Below are 16,678 nucleotides of genomic sequence, written 5' to 3'. Positions count from 1 at the left end.
CAGTCTATTAAAGATATAACAGGGACACTGAAAACAGTTTATAGGATTTTTGAAAATAGATGTGAACCTATGGGGAAGTTTAAATTTTTAACAATGAGATGGGAGAGTTACGCTGAAATGAATGAAGTATTCAAGGACAAGAATAGCAGAGCAGATTTACGGGGAATGAAAATGTCGCCAGCTAAAAGATGGATCGCCGCTTCATTGGCAGGAGTGCTGTGGATCATGCCGGTAATCGGCAGTGAAGGGTTGCCTCATTTCGGGCCAGGAACCGCATCGTTGGCTCAAGCAGCAGCCTCTATTAAAGTAACCAAATTAGGTGAAGAGGTAATCACTTCAGGGGCAGTTATGATGAAATATAAATTCTCCACCACCCGCTCCGGCAAGAATGCGACTGGGCTCGCGGATGTAATTCGTGTAGATCTGAATAACCCCTACGTATCTCTAGATGTGATGACCGGCAAAGGCGGCAACTTGACTACGCGCCAAAGCACAGGCGGTATGGCTGCGGAAACCGGAGCAGTGGCGGCAGTTAATGGAGACTATTTCAATACAAGTGGTGAAGGCGCGCCTATTGGTGGACAGGTAACGGGCGGAGTCGTTGTTTCAACGCCGTCGCAGCTTAATGGAATGTACGCCTTTGCTGTTACCAAGGACCGCAAGCCTGTGATCGACGAATATACGTTTGAAGGGCTGGTGACGGCGGAGGATGGTTCGCAATTCCCGTTATCGGGTATCAACAAAGGAGCTTATACTCCGGATGGAGGCAGTTCCACATACAGCCATGCCAATGCTGCCTATGTTTATACAGATGCCTGGACAGCGCGGGAGCGGCCAAAGAATAGCTCGGCCAGCCCCACAGAGGTTCTGGTTGAGAATGATATTATTACCCAGATTTCAGAAGCCGGTAAAGCTCTGGCAATAGCAGTTCCTAAAGGTGCCTATATTCTGCGGACACATGGACTCGCGTCTCAGTTTGTTACGGGTCACCTGGCTGTAGGGCAAAAGCTGGTCACAGACTATACGCTACGCTCCAAAACAACGCAGCAGGAGCTCGATCCCGCCAATGTGCAGATGATGATAGGCGGACATACGATACTGGTTAATGGCGGCCAAGCTGCGACCTTCTCGCGCTCAACCAGCAGTCTTGGCGGTTACCGTGCCCGCACAGCACTGGGGTATTCACAGGATGGACAGTATGCCTATGTTATCGCAGTCGAGAAAAATGACAACAGTGCCGGAATGTCGCTGTCAGAGCTGCAATCCTTCATGACGGATATCGGGGTCTGGAAGGGGCTCAATCTGGACGGAGGCGGCTCTACAACGATGGTAGACCGGCCTTTGGCCGAAACCTCGACCACTCTAACGTTTAATACAGAGTATGGCAAAGAGCAGCGCAGCATTGTCAACGGGCTTGGAGTATTTACATCTGCTCCAAAAGGCGAAGTAAAAGGGATTAAAATCAGCGGCAGCCCGGTGCTTCTGATCGGACAAAAGGAAAGCTATTCTTTAAAAGGCTATGATACGTACTATAATCCAATCGATGTAGCTGCAGCAAACCCGGCTTGGGTGGCAAGCAATGGCAGTGCAAGTGTAAGTACAGGGGAAGTAACCGGAGTGAAGCCGGGGACAGTCACCTTGACAGCGACTAGCGGTAAGGCTAGCGCGTCTACAAAGGTCACTGTTCTGGGTGGTGAGGATCTGAACAGTCTGTCTGTTGGAACGGCTACAGCGCCTCTGACGGCCGGCGCATCGGTATCCGTGCCTGTGACAGCAGCTGCCAAGAGCGGAGCAACAATTTCAGTGCCGAATTCAGCACTCAAATGGGAGTTCGTCGGTTTTAAGGGCAATGTGCAGGAGGGTAAGCTCACAGTTGATTCTGTCAATCCTGGTGTGACTACCGGCTATGCGATAGCCCGTTATGACGGCTTCAGCACTGCAGTTGTATTGTCGGCAGCGGCAGCTTCTACCTGGGAAGACTTTGAGAATGTAACCTATCCGATTGCCTTTACTTCAAACGTCAACACTGTAACAGGAACTGCGGGTGTTACGGCGGGCAGTGCTGAACGTGCAGGCTCCAAGGTGCTGTCGCTTAGCTATGATATGACGGCCGGCAGTGGCAAAATGTATGCCTACGCCCAATTCAATGGCACGGGCGGTAAAAGCATCCCGGCAGCAGCAACCTCAATGTCGCTTGATGTCATGGGCGATATGAGTTTGAATTGGCTACGGGCTGAAGTAGTGGACAGTAGCGGAACTACAGCTTATATTGATTTGGCCAAAGTTATCGACTGGAACGGCTGGAAAAGCTTGAATATTGATTTGTCAGGCTCCGGAATTAAATTCCCTGCATCTTTAAAGAGATTGTATGTGGTGAATGTAGAGGAAGGACAAGATGAGCGGGCCAAAACCGGCACCGTTGCTTTTGACAATCTTTCCTTTGTGATGCCGTCGCTTTCCAGTGAAGCCGGACTTCCGAAGGGAACCGCTGTAATGAAGATTGGTTCCAAATCCATGGCGCTGAACGGAGCGGATAAACCCATTGACGTAGCTCCCGTTGTTAAAGGTGAGAGTACTTATGTGCCGATTAAATATGTGATGGACGCGTTTGGCGGCAGCGCGGGTTGGAATTCGAGCACCAAGAAGATCTTGATTTTGCGAGGTGCAAAAGTTATGGAGCTTACTGTGAATAGCAAGGAATATGTGTTGAACGGGAAACGGCAGAGTGCTGAAGTAGCTCCTTTGATCCTACAGGGCAGGACTTTAGTACCTCTAAGATTGGTCTCAGAACAGCTAGGTTTGACCGTAAAATGGGAACAGAACACGAAGACCGTAACTATCGAATCGTGATATGTTAGTATAAAGGAAAGCCTTTAATACGATTCGATAGAAATGGGGCAAGCATCCGTGGAATTTCAGGCCGATGCGATAGATCGCGTTATTAAGAATACCATCGACGTGATGGAGAGCAGCAAGTATCAGATATTTGAAATATTGCAGGTTGCAAGGGATGAGCTTGTTGCACTCACCAAAGAACTGCAGCGCGTTATGGAAGAAACGGATGAAACATTGCAAAAGGTAGACAAACTGGAGCTGCAGTACCACCGCTCCCGCATCCGGCTGACTGAGGTTAGCCGGGATTTTGTCCGCTACTCGGAGAAAGATATCCGGATTGCGTATGAGAAGGCGACAGAGCTTCAGCTGGAGCTCATGATGACAAGGGAAAGGGAAACCTATCTCCGAAGCAGACGGGATGAACTGCAACAGCGGGTTCGAAGTGTGGAGAACTCAGTGGAACGTGCCGAATCGATTGGTTCGCAAATGAGCGTTGTCCTGGAATATTTGTCCGGAGAACTAGGACAAGTGACTAGAATTGTCGAAACTGCGAAGAACAGGCAGATGATCGGACTCAAAATAATCCTGGCTCAAGAAGAGGAACGGAAGAGAATTGCCCGGGAAATTCATGACGGTCCTGCTCAAATGCTGGCGAATTTAGTCCTTAGGACGGAAATTGTAGAAAGAATGCTGGTAAAGCAGGAATTTGCCCTGGTGCAGGACGAAGTAATAGACTTAAAGGGACAGGTTCGATACAGCCTCGAAGAAATGCGCAAGGTGATTTTTAATTTACGTCCGATGGCTCTCGATGATTTGGGGCTGATCCCGACACTCCGTAAATACGTTCATGATTATGAGGAGAAGACGAAGATCAGAACCTCCTTTGAAACGAGGGGCAAGGAGCACAGGCTGTCTTCTGCCATGGAGGCGGCGGTGTACCGCCTGGTTCAGGAAGGTTTGTCCAATGCGGCCAAGCATGCCTTTCCCAGCTATGTGCTAGTAGAGATCACTTATCAGGCGCAGCTGATTAAGATCGTCGTAAAGGATAATGGATTAGGCTTTAATGTTAAGAAGGTAAGCGAGCAGGGCAACCGCGAAAGCTTTGGACTGGTAGGCATGCGGGAGCGGGTGGAACTGCTTGAAGGAAGAATGGAGATTTTGTCAGCGGAGAATCAGGGCACAACAATTGTAATCCACATTCCGACGAATGTGGATAAGGGAAAGGAGTAATGTGATGGAGAACCAAAGTTCTGGCAAATCGCCCATTCAGGTTCTTTTGGCCGATGATCATCAGTTGTTTCGTGAAGGGCTGAAACGTATTTTAAATATGGAGGATGACATTGAAGTCATTGGCGAATGCGGTGACGGCATCCAGGTGTTGGAGTTTTGCAATGTCAATAAACCCGATATCGTGCTTATGGATATCAATATGCCTATCGAGAACGGTGTGGAGGCTACTCAAAAGCTGCGTGAAATGTTCCCTGAAGTCAAGGTTATTATTTTGTCGATTCATGATGATGAAAGCTATGTATTTGAAACACTGCGCAAGGGTGCCAATGGCTATTTGCTGAAGGATATGGAGGCAGAGTCGCTTATTAACGCTATTCGTTCCGTCTGTGAAGGCCATGCATTTATCCATCCTAAGGTTACGGGCAAGCTGATTAATCAGCTGCGGCGCATGACCTATCTCAATGAGACGGGAGCAATGACCGAAACGGCCGTTAAGGAAGCAGGCGTCAAATTCGTCGCAGGCGACAACAATCCATTGACCCGGCGCGAGGCAGAGGTACTGCGGCTGATGGCCGAAGGCAAGAGCAATAAGATGATCGGAGAATACCTCTTTATCAGCGAGAAGACCGTTAAGAACCATGTCAGCAGTATTCTGCAAAAAATGGAAGTTGACGACCGTACTCAAGCAGTCATTAATTCTATCAAATACGGCTGGGTAACCCTATAACAGGCTTAACCTTAACTGAACGTTTTGGAGAATCCCAATGATCCGGAACAACATTACATAACAGACTGCAGCGATTCTGCTGTAATCAAACGTATTGTTTCAGTGCACAGTTATATTCGATTCGGCAAAACGCTGATGTAAATATGTACCCGGCTATCCCCAGTCTTGTTGGAACCATGGGCAGGCACCGACCTTTTAACTCCGGCATATAGTGTCGGTATACAGAGGAGGTGCATCTCCATGGTAGCCCAGTTAATCTGGATTGCGGTTATATACGGATCCGCAGTTGTCCTTGTTCATATTTTGCGCAACCGGGAACTGACCCGGCAGACGGCATGTTCTGGGAAGCGGCTGCATTATATTCTTATTACCCGTAATCATGAAGCGGTTGTCGAATGGTATATCCGGGTAATCGGTATTCATGCTTTTCTGACCGGAAAGTTATTTCGGGTGACAGTAATGGACGATGATTCAAGTGATGCTACGATAGCTGTGGCTTCCAGATTGGCTTGCAGCGGTTCTTCCATTGATGTTGCCCGGTTCATGCACAATCGTAGCTTACAGGCAGAAAGCCCGTTACAGCAGGGTATATTGGTCGATTTGCGGTTTCCCGGCACAACTGCTCCGTTGCGGTTTATGCGGATGCCGGAAAGCGGGGGATATCAATCAGAGCGCGGCGAATGAGAATTAAATACGCAAGAATCGGGTGAAGCACACTCTCCAAGAATGGAGTGGTGTGCTTTTTTGTGTCTCAGGATAAATTAAGGAGGGATTGCAGATGAGGGTTGCCCTATATGCTGTGAAGAATAAGGAATGCTGGCACCTGTGGGTTTCGCTGAATATCCAGGTAGACAATGTCTGGTGGAGCGGGGTGGGAGGTGAAGGCTGGAATGGACAGTCTGCGGACAAACGGGTATTGCTTTCTGCGGATCTGCCGCTCGGTTGGGCAGTCAAACTTCGTGACAATGTCAAACCTGTGAAGGGCATGCAGGAATGGACGGAAGAACATTGGGCTGGCTATCTGGCTAATCTATTGCAGGCTGAGATTAATGAGGAGCAAGAAGCAGGTGGCGAATGGAAGAATAGTACCCAGTTTCATTCAACCGCTAGTTTCAGTGAACGGACTGCGCGTTTCGCACTCAGTGCGCAGGCGGATCGCTTAGTGGAGGCGCTGTCCGGCCGGTCTTTGCTGCAGTCTGAAGTTGAAGCACTACTGGAGGAGAAGGAGCCGCTACTGGCAGACACTTGGCAAGCTGCAGCGCAGCTCGCACATTTGCAGGGGCGGCTGAAACTTGAGGCCGCTTGCAGCAGGGTTGAAGAGAGCAAGGGGAAACTGCGGCGATGGAGCTCGGGGATAGAAAAGAGAGCTACGCGGACTGAGAGCCCGCAAAAGGCTGCAGGTGAGGCGAGGCGGGGGCGGGGAAGCAGGGAAGTGGCGGGCGATACATGGAGTGAGAGCGTAGCTAGGGATACAGTAGGTGATGCGTGGAGTGGGAGGGAGAGCAGGAGAGTAGGCGTTGATGCATGGAGTGAGAGGAAGAGCAGGGAGGTTGTGGCGGAAGAATTGAAAGAGAGCGAAGGCAGGGATGTCCGTGCGCGGCTGCCCAGTGCAGGCAGCCTCCTGCGTGCTGCGGCGCTTCGCCTGCCGCGGCTCCGCTTGCCCCTGCGCGGCGGCGCTGTCGCCCGCCGCGCGGACATACGCTGCCTGCGCTGCGGCAGCGTCGCCACCGGCCGCACGGCATGCGCCGCGTGCGGCCTCACCGGCTGCGCCTACTGCGAGGCCTGCCTCGCGCTCGGGCGCAGCCGGGCCTGTGCGCTGCTGCTGCGCAGCGCATCCCTTCCGGCCGTACGGTGTACGGCCGGTGTCAGTCCCACCGTAGCAGCGCGCCGGTGGGGGCTGAGCAGCGCGCAGGCGGGAGCCGCCGGCGCTGCACTGGGGTTCCTGGCGGAGCCGCGCCAGCGCTCCGCCGCCCAGGGCCCAGGGCGGTTCCTGCTCTGGGCAGTTACAGGAGCGGGAAAGACGGAGATCACTTTCCCGCTCCTGGAGGCGGTGCTGCGCGCCGGGGGCCGCGTGCTGATAGCGACGCCGCGCCGCGACGTCGTACTGGAGCTGGCTCCGCGGCTGGGCCGGGCGTTCCCGGACAGGACGCTCTCCGTGCTATACGGCGGCAGTCCGGACTGCTGGAGCCAGAGCCAGATGGTGCTGGCGACCACCCACCAGCTGCTGCGTTTTCATCAGGGCTTTGATCTGGTCATAATTGACGAGCTGGATGCATTCCCCTATGTCAATGATCCAATGCTGGCCTTTGCGGCCGAGCATGCGTGCAAGCCGGACGGCCGTTTTATCTATTTGTCGGCGACGCCGCCACCGGAGCTGCAGCGCCAAGCGCATAGCGGCAGACTTCCGCATGCCAGAGTGCCTGTCCGTTTTCATGGCCATCCCCTGCCCGTACCGCAGCATCTGACCATGGCGCCGGTACAGCAATGCTTGAAGCGCAGAACTCTGCCCGGGAAGCTTAAGAAGGCGCTGGGCAGGTCTTTTGCCCGGGAAGCGCAAATATTTGTGTTTGTGTCGCGGATTTCCCATATTGCCGGACTGCTGTCGCTTCTGCGCCGGAGTTTTCCGGGCAAAGCCATTGAAGGCACCTCATCCCAGGACCCCGAAAGAGCAGAGAAGGTGGCGGGATTCCGCAGCCGGGCAATCTCCCTGCTGGTGACAACTACGATTCTTGAACGGGGAGTAACAGTCCCGCGAAGCGATGTGTTTATTCTGGATGCTGACAGTGGTCTGTTCGATGAGGCCTCACTTGTCCAGATGGCAGGCCGGGCCGGGAGGTCAAAGGACGATCCAGACGGATCGGTGATCTTCTTATCTCCGCAGTGGTCAAGGTCACAGCGCGGAGCCATTTCGCAGATTCGGACAATGAATGCCATTGCCCGCAGACAAGGGTTGATAAGCAAGGAGAAATGGATATGAAATTCTCACTCTTGAGGCTGGCCAATATTCAATCCTTATTTGCCCCTTCCCTGCAGCAGTGCCTGATCTGCGGGAAACACAGCCAGCCCGTAACAGAACTGCCTGGAGTCTGTGCGGGCTGTGAAGCGGCTATTCCCTGGATTCGCTGTCCGCGCTGCAGTAAATGCGGACGCCATGTCGGCTGTCCCGATTGTACCCGCAGCAGCGAGCCAGGTCCACTCGTGTGTAACCGCAGTGCGGTTGCTTATACGAGTGTGATGCGTGAGATTTTGGGAAGGTACAAATATCGCGGCGATGAGAAGCTGGTTTCAATGCTTGGCCTGATGCTGGACAGGGCATATTCCATTCTGAAGGAAGAACGGGAGCAGTTAATGCACAGCAGCCGCCCGGTGCAGAGCAGATTCTCAAACATCATATTTCCTGTTAGGAAAAGCGAGCGGAATCTTCTCTGGCAGGCCGACTTGCTGGTTCCTGTTCCTGTCAGTGACTCCCGGCTCGTGGAGAGAGGGTTCAACCAGGCCGAGCGGCTGGCGGAGATGATATCCCGGCGCAGAGGGGTACCGCAGCTCCCGCTGCTGATCCGTACCCATCATACCGGCAAACAGAGCTTTAAGACCCGGGCCGAGCGGCTGGCAGATATGAAGCACGCTTTTGCCGCTAGCCGAGATTCTAAAGTTCTATCAAGTTTTGAAGATCTGTTGGAATCATTGAATCCGCAGGACCGGCCTTTGCAGATTATCATTATTGATGATATCTATACCACAGGAAGCACCATCCGTGCGTGTGCGGAAACGATAATCCGGCTAAGCGCGAGTTTGGGCTGCACAGCGGAAATATACAGCTTGACCTGGGCCAGATCTTAGAACGTTCATTTTACTTCCATTTTGAAGGTATGCATGAGCAGCGCAGCCAGCGAGACCGGGAACACAATTACAATCAGCATTACGATCTTTCCGGTCTCGATGTTTCCAATATCGGATACATATGGGGCAGCCACCACGGAAAAAGGCGAATACCAAAAAAATTTGCTGCCGCTGAGTCCAAGACTAAGATTAGTAATCGTAGCGGCTACTGCCACCAGCACGGGAACAAGCAGTGAGCGGCTGAGCTGGCTGAGCAGAGCGAACAGAGGCAGAACCGCAAGCTGACCCAGCAGGAACAGCCCTGCGCGAGCTAACTGATCGTTCAACAGTTCTGTAGGCAACGGCTCTCCTTTAAAAATCCAGATGGTAATATACATCCCTATAAATTCAATAAACGTGCTGACCAATAAAATCAGGAAAGCTATGAATAGTTTGCTGAATATAATCGACATTCTGGAGCGTGGATAGGTGTATAATACAGAAGCCGTAAAATCTGTATATTCCTTGGAGATGATTTGACTGGCTAGTAGAGCAATCCAAAGGGTTACCGTCATGAATGCATACATCAGCTTTTCATTCGAGAGATAACCTTCCCAGGACATTGGTTCTCCGAGGCGCATTACCATAAACAACAATGGGCCAAACAGGCTTACTGCGGGCAGTGCCCAGAAGAGCGGCGATTTTCGGAACTTGAGCCATTCACAGTACAGCATCTTAGTTCAGCTCCTTTTGGCTGGTAACATGGATGAAGAAATCCTCGAGTGAGTCGGCGCGGATGGCCAGCTCTTTCACTTCAATCCCGTGCACCACCAGCTGGCGGTTGATTTCACCGCTGTTGTCGAAGCCCTCGTACAAGCGGAGTACTCCCTTTTCCCACACCTGGAACTTGTGGATTCCAAGCTGGTGCTCCAATAACACGGCCGTCTGCTGATCATCATTCACCTTAAGCTCAAGATAGTGGCGGTTTTTGCCCTGGATCTCTTCGTAATCCAACTGCTCAATGAGTCTGCCTTTATGCATAATACCGATCCGGTTGGCCATAAGCTCGATTTCACCCAAAATATGGCTGGAGATCAGCACGGTCAATTCCCGCTTCTTCTGCAGGTCTACAATAAGCTCGCGGGTATCCTTAATGCCAAGGGGATCAAGCCCATTAATCGGCTCATCCAGGATGAGCATGTCCGGACGATGCATGAGTGAACGGGCAATGCCGAGACGCTGGCGCATGCCGAGTGAGAGCTGTTTTGCCTTTTTATGTGCGGCCTGCTGCAGACCGACCAGCTTCAGGTGCTCCATCACGGATTCCCTCTCGGGAATGCCGCTCATCCGGCGGTGAATTTCGAGATTCTCGGCGGCTGTCAGGTGTGGATAGAATCCCGGGGTTTCAATAATAGAGCCAATCCGGCTGTAAAGCCTTCTGTGCAGCGGATTACCAAGCCATTCGATGCTGCCTGAGGTAGGCTGGATTAATCCCAGAAGCATGCGCAGGGTCGTAGTTTTGCCGGCTCCGTTCTGACCGAGAAGACCATAAATATCACCCTGGCGCACGGTCAGGTTCAAATTTTCAACTACGGCCGAGTTTCGGTAGTGCTTGTTTAAGTCACGGGTTTGCAGAATAGGAATCATTGATTGTCTCTCCTCAGTAAAGGTATGGACTCAGCTTAGAGGAATACCCTTACTTAACTATGACTTAATTCTTACTTTTTCTTTAATATTCCTACATTCAGCAAGAGGAAGCCTTAGGCAGCTGCAGAATAAAAGAGGTGCGTTCCCCAGGTATCGAAGCGGCATGGAGACTTCCCCCCTGCTTGAGCGCGAGCTGTCTGGCTATCGTGAGTCCCAAGCCGCTGCCGCTGCTGCCGGATGTACGTGCGGGTTCAAGCGTGTACGTTCTTTCGAAAATAAGCTTCAAGTTCTCCGGTGCAATCCCCGGTCCGTTATCCCAGATTTCAAGCAAGATGTGATCCTCTGTTTCGGTGAGCCGAACCCCGATCTTTCCGGAAGAAGCACCGTGCTGCAAGCTGTTAGACAGTAAATTGCCAACGATGCGTTCCACAGCCATGTTATCACCAAGCGCATACAATCGTTTTTCCGGAATCTCCACAACAGGCTCCAGCGACAGGTTGAGAAAAATAGGATAGAGGCCGACCAGCATTTCCTTGGTTAATCTGTTCATGTCTATAGGGACGTTTTGCAGGGGGAGATCCCCGGCTTCAATCTTCGCCAATTGAAAAAACTGATCCAGCAGCTCATACATTGAGCGGGATTTCTTATAAGCGATGTTCATGAATTGTTTCTGCTCCGCACCGCTCAGATTCTCATCGGTTTGCAGTACCTCTAAATAGCCCATCACAGAGGTCAAAGGGGTGCGTAAATCATGCGAGATATTCGATACCAGCCGTTTATGCGCGTCCTCTGCTTGCCTTGTACGGGATTCAGCATTTTGCAGACGATCCAGAAGACTGTTAATGCCGGAAGCCAACTTGCGAAGTATAGGGTTTTCGCTAAAGATCCGAACTCGCTCATTGGGCAGGGCCTGTCCGGGTTCTGTGAAGGTAGTCTTGTTCAAAAGAAACTCATGGATATGATTCAGTTCGCGATGAAGCCGCAGTAAGCGGAAGGCAAGGACAATGGCCAACAGGACAGCAAGAATCAGGCTGATAGTAAGGACAAGAACCGTCATATTTCACCCCATTTGTAGCCCATTCCCCAGACTGTGATGATATGCCGGGGCATGGAGGGGTCCTCTTCAATTTTGGAGCGCAGTCTGCGGATGTGTACGGAAATGGTGTTTTCCGCACCCGTACCTGCATAATCTTCACCCCAGATTCGGGTATATAGATTTTCCCGGGTGAACACTTTTTTGGGATGAGAGGCCAGCAAATAGACGATTTGAAATTCCGTGGCCGTCAGACCGAGGGAGACACCGTTTTGCAGGACTGAGCACTGTTCGGGATCAATTAGTAGATCGCCGCAGGAGATGTATGGATTGCTCTGTTCAAGGAGGGGATCGGCCGAAAAATCAATATACCGCCGGATAAGTGCCTTTGCACGGGCTATTAATTCAAAGATACTGAAAGGCTTAATAATATAGTCATCTGCTCCGCTGCCGAGACCGATGATCTTATCCGTTTCCCCGTCTTTGGCGGTCATAATCAGCACGGGCACGTAGCTGACCGCACGGATTCTTCGCAGCACCTCCAGTCCATCCATCCCTGGCAGCATCAGATCGAGCAGTACAAGCTGAAAAGGGCCGTTGCGCTCAAAAGCTGCCTTTGCCTCAAGGCCGTTCCCGATCCGCACACAGTCCATGCCTTCCTTATGAAAATATCGTTCGAGCAGCCCGGAAATTTCCTGATCATCTTCAATGACAAGAATACGAATCATGTGATTTCTCCTTTGATATGACCGTTTAGCATATTTTTTGCTATTATAATATAATTAAAGCGATTTTTTAGCCGATACTAATCATAGACGGAATTTCTGCTATCATGTAATCTAGAGCATAAGACGTGAATTCACAGTAAAGAATGTAAGAAGGGAGCCGCTGCCGAAATGAATTTAGACAATTGTCCAAAGTGCGGCCGGTTATATGTCAAAAATATCATGGACCTGTGCCAGCCCTGTCTCAAAGAGCTTGAACATCAATATGAAATCTGCGTAGAATATCTGCGCAAGAACAGAGGCACCAATATTCAGGAGCTGTCCGATGCTACGGAGATTCCGATCAAGGAAATCACCCGTTTTATTCGCGAAGGCCGAATTTCCATAGCAAATGCGCCTAATATGATGCTGCCGTGCGAAGTATGTGGAACCTTGATCCGTGAAGGACATATGTGCGACAGCTGCCGCTCCCGTCTGACGAAAGATCTTGCAAATGCTGCTAAAGAAAGTGCCGCTGCAGAACCTGTTAAGAAGTCATCTGAGGGCGCCTACCGGGCAGTCGATAAGCTCCGTGGTATATAAATTCTGTAAAAAAACGTTTGCAGCTATAAAGAATGTTTCAACGTAGGCCGATAAACTTAGTAAAGATTATCGGTTTTTTTATATCAAAAGGAAGGTGGAAGTTATGAAAATTAACGAGACCGGACGAATTAATGCGATTAATCCGTATCAACGCAGTGCGGAATCGCAAAGGCAGGAACAAATGAAGAAGAGTACGCGTAAAGATGAGGTTTCTATTTCCGACGAAGCTATTAAGCTCTTGCAAGCCCAGAACAGCGGCAAGGTTGATGCAGAACGCGCACTTAAGATTGACAGCTTGAAGCAACAGGTCTCCGCAGGTACCTATGAAGTAGACGCAGCCAAACTCGCAGAGAAACTCGCCCCTTATTTTAAGCAATCCTCCGAGAATTAGGTGAACCCATCCATGGCATTGACGAAATTGCTTGAATTGCTTGAGCGGCTGGACGAAGTGCATCTTCAGATGCTGGATCTGGCCGCTGTCAAGAAACAGACGATTATGGACAACAAGGTGGATGGTCTTATTGACATCATGAACCGTGAGTCCAAATTAATGAAGCTGATTGGACAGCTTGAAGAGCAGCGCACGGAGGCTGCGTATGCCTTTTTGCAGCATGTGGGCATACGCTCCAATCTGAATCTGAATCTGACAGAGCTGTCCCGGCTTGTATTTGACCCAGAAGACAAATTACGGCTGCTGCAAATTCAGCAGAAGCTTTCAGACACAGTGCGTCGCTTGAAGAAAGCCAATGAGCTGAACCAGAAGCTGATTGAGCAGTCGCTTACCTTTATAGATTATTCCCTGGATTTGCTTGTCGGAAGACCGAACCAGGACTTTACCTATCATCATCCATCCGACAAGGGCAACAGCGCAGCACGGCCGGGCCTTTTTGACACCCGCGGATAGAATTGTATTTATTACTGGCTGTTTTGCCGGAGCAATCACAAGGGAGGACCAAGTAGCATGACATCGACATTTCATTCAATTGAGACCGCAAGACGAAGCCTTTTTACGCAGACTGCTGCGCTCAATACAACCGGACACAACATTGCCAATGCAAATACGGAAGGCTATACCCGCCAGCGCGTGAATATGAAAGCAGCTTCACCTATTGAGGCGTATGGACTCACTAATTCTACCGTTCCCGGCCAGCTGGGTACCGGTGTAGAATTCACCTCCATCGAACGGATCCGGGAGATGTTTCTGGATGACCAGTACCGTGGAGAAAGTGCCGCCAGCGGCAACTGGACCATCCAATCGGATACTCTCGATAAGCTGGAAGCTATTGTGAATGAACCTTCAGATACAGGCATCCGGACCGTACTCGATAACTTCTGGAAGTCCTGGTCAGATCTGAGCAAGAATCCAGAGGACCCAACGGCCCGTAAGATTGTAGTGCAGACCACACAATCGCTCACTGATGCAATCAATTATATGAGCACACAATTAAATAATCTTGACCGTGATCTTACCTCCAATATTGATGTAAAGGGGAAGGAAATTCAAACCTACCTCAGTTCTATCGTCGACCTTAACCAATCCATTGCCAAGATTGAAGGCATGGGGGATCAAGCCAATGATCTGCGGGATCAACGTGACCTGTTGACGGACAAGCTCTCCAAGATTGCTAATATTACGGTGGTAGATACGGACGCCGGATATAACATCTCATTGGGGGGACGGAATCTTGTGCAGGGAGCAGCGCTTAGCGCAACGGTAGACAGCGCGTTCCTTAATGCTGCTTATGACTCTGGAGATCTGAAGGCTGGAGAAGCTTACGGGATGATATTTTCCAACAGAACTTATGTCACGGATTACAAGAAACAGCTTGATACCTTGGCTAATACGATTGCTAACGGAGAGGTGCAGGTTACTATTCCGGCAGGCTCTACTGTTCCCGCAGGAACTACTGTACTCAAAGACTCAGAAATCATAAATGTGGACGGGACAAAGACCCCGCTGCTTGCAGGTGCTGCAATTCCTATTCCTCTAACTGGTGATCTAAAGACTACTGTTAAGGGCCTGAACGGCTTGCATCAGTTAGGATTTGGTATGGATGGCAGCTCAGGCCGCGCATTCTTTACCCCTGCTGTCGCAGGTGAAGCTATCACTGCCGGCAATATTCGTTTGAATCCGGAGATTGCAGCCGACCCAAGCCTATTTGCTACTTCGATGCGTGCAACTACTGATACCGCTGGCAAGGTTTCAGTGATCAAAGGCAATAATACCTTGGCCCTGATGTTCAGCAATCTCAAAGATAACAATACATTTACTACAGCAAGCGGCTCTACAACAGGCACTGTCGGGTCCTACCTCAGCTCTATGGTCGGTCAGCTTGGTATCCAATCACAAGAGGCTGCCCGCCAGGCGAGCAATTCGGACTTTCTGGTTGAGCAAGTGAATTCCCGCCGCCAGTCTGTAAGCGGGGTATCACTGGATGAAGAAATGTCGAATATGCTTGTATTCCAGCATGCTTACAGCGCCGCTGCGCGCTTTATGACGACTTTTGATGAAATGCTCGATAAATTGATTAATTCTACCGGCACCGTCGGTAGATAGAGGAGGAAGAGCATATGTTGAGGGTAACCTCCAATATGATGAATTCACAGCTGCTGCTTAACTTGAACCGCAATGCGCGTACAATGAACGATACACAGCTGCAGCTGGCCAGCGGGCGGAAGATCAACAAGCCCTCCGACGACCCTGTAGGAATTACATATTCCTTGCGTTACCGTGCGGAGCTTTCGTCAAATGAACAATATACCAGGAACGTAGACGGTGCTCTTTCTTGGCTGGATTATAATGATACCGTGTTGGGCCAGGCAGGAGATGTTGTGCAGCGTCTGCGGGAGCTTACCGTGAAAGCATCGACAGGAAGCAATCCCCAATCGGCTTTGGACAGCATCAACGAAGAGGTTTTGCAGCTCAAACAGCAACTTGTGGATGTTTCCAACAGCAAGCTCAACGGCAAATACATCTTTAATGGTGAGAAATATGATACCAAGCCATATGATTTTGCCAAAGGGACAGATGGGTCCTATGACACTTCCAAGCCGGTCACTACAGATTCCGGGCAAATTCAGTATATTGTAGGTGAGGGTGTGCAGATGCCTATTAATATGACTGGTAATGATGTGTTTGGTCACACTGGGGACTCTGACAATCTATTCTCAATTATTAACAACATTTCTGATGCCTTGAAAAAAGGTGATTTAACAGCCATAACAGGTCAACTGGACAATATCGATACACGGGTTGAAACCATCTTATCTGCCCGCGCAGAGATAGGTGCGAAGACTAATCGTGTGGAATTAATGCAGGATCGGCTTAGCGATCTCAACATCAATCTGACAGATCTGCAAGCGAAGACAGAAGATGCCGATTACGAGGAGCTAATTATGAAATCCAAAATTCAAGAGAATATCTACAACGCCTCTTTGTCGGTAGGTGCTAAGATTATATCTACCACACTCGTGGACTTTATCAGATAACGGAGGTGAAGCTCGTTGCTGCAGTCCATTCTGCAAATTCGGCAGACACCGGCGATAATTGGTATTGATGCTGATCCCGGCACGTTCTCCATGTCTCAGCCCAAGGCAGAGGTAAATGTAACGACTACCCCAGGGGAACTCAACGTGCAGTCATTCCGGCCGGAGCTGACTATTGACCAAACGAGGGCACACGCCGCCTATAACGGAGGCAGTGTACTAGATATGAACAAACGTATCTATTCTGGGATCCAACAGTTGTATCTTCAAGCGATTGCCCGCAGGATGGAGCAAGGAACAAGAATGGCCGAGTTTTTTAAGCCTGGTAATACAATAGCTGAAGTATATGGCATGGATACCGAGCCGAATTCCTTCCCTGAGCCTTGTGGCCCTGCCTCCTATGATAACGTGGATATCCATTTTGAGACGAGAGCTCCTCAAATTAGCTTTCGGGCAGCAGAGGTTGATATTCAAGTCGAGAGACATCGTCCGGAAACTGAATATACTCGCGGCAAGCTGAATATTTACATGCAGCAGTATGCATCGATTCAGTTTATTCCACCCGAAGTGAATGTTAAATTGTAGCTTGTTAAG

Annotated in this window: 16 protein-coding genes; 12 read left to right on the top strand and 4 right to left on the bottom strand. The window is 50.3% G+C overall.

The genetic code is table 11. From position 1 onward, the window contains the following. Positions 1–165: 165 nt before the first annotated feature. The 6 genes from NST07_RS31655 to NST07_RS31630 all read left to right on the top strand — a co-directional run bounded on the left by NST07_RS31655 (position 166) and on the right by NST07_RS31630 (position 8,632). A complete protein-coding gene (locus NST07_RS31655) occupies positions 166–2,850 on the top strand; it encodes a stalk domain-containing protein (protein WP_342481995.1) in 2,685 nt (894 codons plus the stop codon). Positions 2,851–2,907: 57 nt separating this feature from the next. Beyond that, positions 2,908–4,065, top strand: coding sequence for a histidine kinase (locus NST07_RS31650; RefSeq protein WP_341097803.1), 1,158 nt, complete (start codon positions 2,908–2,910; stop codon positions 4,063–4,065). A 4-nt stretch (positions 4,066–4,069) separates the two neighbouring features. Then, the gene (locus NST07_RS31645; RefSeq protein ID WP_341096784.1) at positions 4,070–4,792 is read left to right on the top strand and encodes a response regulator transcription factor; all 723 of its coding nucleotides are present in this window, start codon (positions 4,070–4,072) and stop codon (positions 4,790–4,792) included. Between the two features lie 240 nt (positions 4,793–5,032). Beyond that, positions 5,033–5,476, top strand: a complete 444-nt coding sequence (locus NST07_RS31640) for a hypothetical protein (RefSeq protein ID WP_341096782.1) — start codon at positions 5,033–5,035, stop codon at positions 5,474–5,476. 94 nt (positions 5,477–5,570) lie between these two features. Next, entirely contained in the window at positions 5,571–7,769 is a 2,199-nt protein-coding gene (locus tag NST07_RS31635; protein ID WP_342480748.1) for a helicase-related protein, read from the top strand. After that, complete coding sequence (locus tag NST07_RS31630) at positions 7,766–8,632, top strand: ComF family protein (protein WP_341096778.1); 867 nt, start codon at positions 7,766–7,768, stop codon at positions 8,630–8,632. Before NST07_RS31635 ends, NST07_RS31630 begins: the two co-directional genes overlap by 4 nt. Before the next feature lie 5 nt (positions 8,633–8,637). Here the strand turns inward: NST07_RS31630 and NST07_RS31625 are convergent, their stop codons facing one another. The 4 genes from NST07_RS31625 to NST07_RS31610 all read right to left on the bottom strand — a co-directional run bounded on the left by NST07_RS31625 (position 8,638) and on the right by NST07_RS31610 (position 12,019). Beyond that, complete coding sequence (locus NST07_RS31625; protein WP_341096776.1) at positions 8,638–9,345, bottom strand: ABC transporter permease; 708 nt, start codon at positions 9,343–9,345, stop codon at positions 8,638–8,640. 1 nt (position 9,346) lies between these two features. Continuing rightward, entirely contained in the window at positions 9,347–10,258 is a 912-nt protein-coding gene (locus NST07_RS31620; protein WP_342480747.1) for an ABC transporter ATP-binding protein, read from the bottom strand. 97 nt (positions 10,259–10,355) lie between these two features. Next, positions 10,356–11,315: a HAMP domain-containing sensor histidine kinase gene (locus NST07_RS31615; RefSeq protein WP_342480746.1), complete on the bottom strand. Its 960-nt coding sequence runs from the start codon at positions 11,313–11,315 to the stop codon at positions 10,356–10,358. After that, the gene (locus NST07_RS31610) at positions 11,312–12,019 is read right to left on the bottom strand and encodes a response regulator transcription factor (protein ID WP_342480745.1); all 708 of its coding nucleotides are present in this window, start codon (positions 12,017–12,019) and stop codon (positions 11,312–11,314) included. The genes NST07_RS31615 and NST07_RS31610 overlap by 4 nt, the downstream gene beginning before the upstream one ends. A 168-nt stretch (positions 12,020–12,187) precedes the next feature. On the opposite strand from NST07_RS31610, the gene NST07_RS31605 reads away from it, so the two are divergent. From NST07_RS31605 to NST07_RS31580, 6 genes are all read left to right on the top strand, one after another. Continuing rightward, positions 12,188–12,598: a TIGR03826 family flagellar region protein gene (locus NST07_RS31605; protein WP_076109633.1), complete on the top strand. Its 411-nt coding sequence runs from the start codon at positions 12,188–12,190 to the stop codon at positions 12,596–12,598. 103 nt (positions 12,599–12,701) lie between these two features. Further along, positions 12,702–12,989, top strand: coding sequence for a flagellar biosynthesis anti-sigma factor FlgM (gene flgM, locus NST07_RS31600; RefSeq protein WP_038597336.1), 288 nt, complete (start codon positions 12,702–12,704; stop codon positions 12,987–12,989). A 12-nt stretch (positions 12,990–13,001) separates the two neighbouring features. Continuing rightward, the gene (locus NST07_RS31595; protein WP_341096769.1) at positions 13,002–13,502 is read left to right on the top strand and encodes a flagellar protein FlgN; all 501 of its coding nucleotides are present in this window, start codon (positions 13,002–13,004) and stop codon (positions 13,500–13,502) included. Between the two features lie 57 nt (positions 13,503–13,559). Next, positions 13,560–15,155, top strand: a complete 1,596-nt coding sequence (gene flgK / locus NST07_RS31590; RefSeq protein ID WP_341379994.1) for a flagellar hook-associated protein FlgK — start codon at positions 13,560–13,562, stop codon at positions 15,153–15,155. Between the two features lie 14 nt (positions 15,156–15,169). Continuing rightward, positions 15,170–16,087 carry a flagellar hook-associated protein FlgL gene (gene flgL, locus NST07_RS31585; RefSeq protein WP_342480744.1) on the top strand — a complete coding sequence of 306 codons (918 nt, stop codon included), beginning with the start codon at positions 15,170–15,172 and terminating at the stop codon, positions 16,085–16,087. Positions 16,088–16,102: 15 nt separating this feature from the next. After that, on the top strand, positions 16,103–16,669 hold the full coding sequence (locus tag NST07_RS31580; protein ID WP_342480743.1) for a DUF6470 family protein: 567 nt from the start codon (positions 16,103–16,105) through the stop codon (positions 16,667–16,669). Positions 16,670–16,678: the final 9 nt, after the last annotated feature.

The organism is Paenibacillus sp. FSL L8-0340 (assembly GCF_038593145.1).
GTDB lineage: Bacteria > Bacillota > Bacilli > Paenibacillales > Paenibacillaceae > Paenibacillus_AQ.
This window is presented reverse-complemented; position numbering and strand designations above follow the sequence as displayed.

What these genes read in the sequence shown, in the direction of transcription:
- NST07_RS31655 (WP_342481995.1), top strand. Translation starts at nt 166, where the DNA reads ATGAAAATGTCGCCAGCTAAAAGATGGATCGCCGCTTCATTGGCAGGA.
- NST07_RS31645 (WP_341096784.1), top strand. Translation starts at nt 4,070, where the DNA reads ATGGAGAACCAAAGTTCTGGCAAATCGCCCATTCAGGTTCTTTTGGCC.
- NST07_RS31640 (WP_341096782.1), top strand. Translation starts at nt 5,033, where the DNA reads ATGGTAGCCCAGTTAATCTGGATTGCGGTTATATACGGATCCGCAGTT.
- NST07_RS31635 (WP_342480748.1), top strand. Translation starts at nt 5,571, where the DNA reads ATGAGGGTTGCCCTATATGCTGTGAAGAATAAGGAATGCTGGCACCTG.
- NST07_RS31630 (WP_341096778.1), top strand. Translation starts at nt 7,766, where the DNA reads ATGAAATTCTCACTCTTGAGGCTGGCCAATATTCAATCCTTATTTGCC.
- NST07_RS31625 (WP_341096776.1), bottom strand. Translation starts at nt 9,345, where the DNA reads ATGCTGTACTGTGAATGGCTCAAGTTCCGAAAATCGCCGCTCTTCTGG.
- NST07_RS31620 (WP_342480747.1), bottom strand. Translation starts at nt 10,258, where the DNA reads ATGATTCCTATTCTGCAAACCCGTGACTTAAACAAGCACTACCGAAAC.
- NST07_RS31615 (WP_342480746.1), bottom strand. Translation starts at nt 11,315, where the DNA reads ATGACGGTTCTTGTCCTTACTATCAGCCTGATTCTTGCTGTCCTGTTG.
- NST07_RS31610 (WP_342480745.1), bottom strand. Translation starts at nt 12,019, where the DNA reads ATGATTCGTATTCTTGTCATTGAAGATGATCAGGAAATTTCCGGGCTG.
- NST07_RS31605 (WP_076109633.1), top strand. Translation starts at nt 12,188, where the DNA reads ATGAATTTAGACAATTGTCCAAAGTGCGGCCGGTTATATGTCAAAAAT.
- flgM (WP_038597336.1), top strand. Translation starts at nt 12,702, where the DNA reads ATGAAAATTAACGAGACCGGACGAATTAATGCGATTAATCCGTATCAA.
- NST07_RS31595 (WP_341096769.1), top strand. Translation starts at nt 13,002, where the DNA reads ATGGCATTGACGAAATTGCTTGAATTGCTTGAGCGGCTGGACGAAGTG.
- flgK (WP_341379994.1), top strand. Translation starts at nt 13,560, where the DNA reads ATGACATCGACATTTCATTCAATTGAGACCGCAAGACGAAGCCTTTTT.
- flgL (WP_342480744.1), top strand. Translation starts at nt 15,170, where the DNA reads ATGTTGAGGGTAACCTCCAATATGATGAATTCACAGCTGCTGCTTAAC.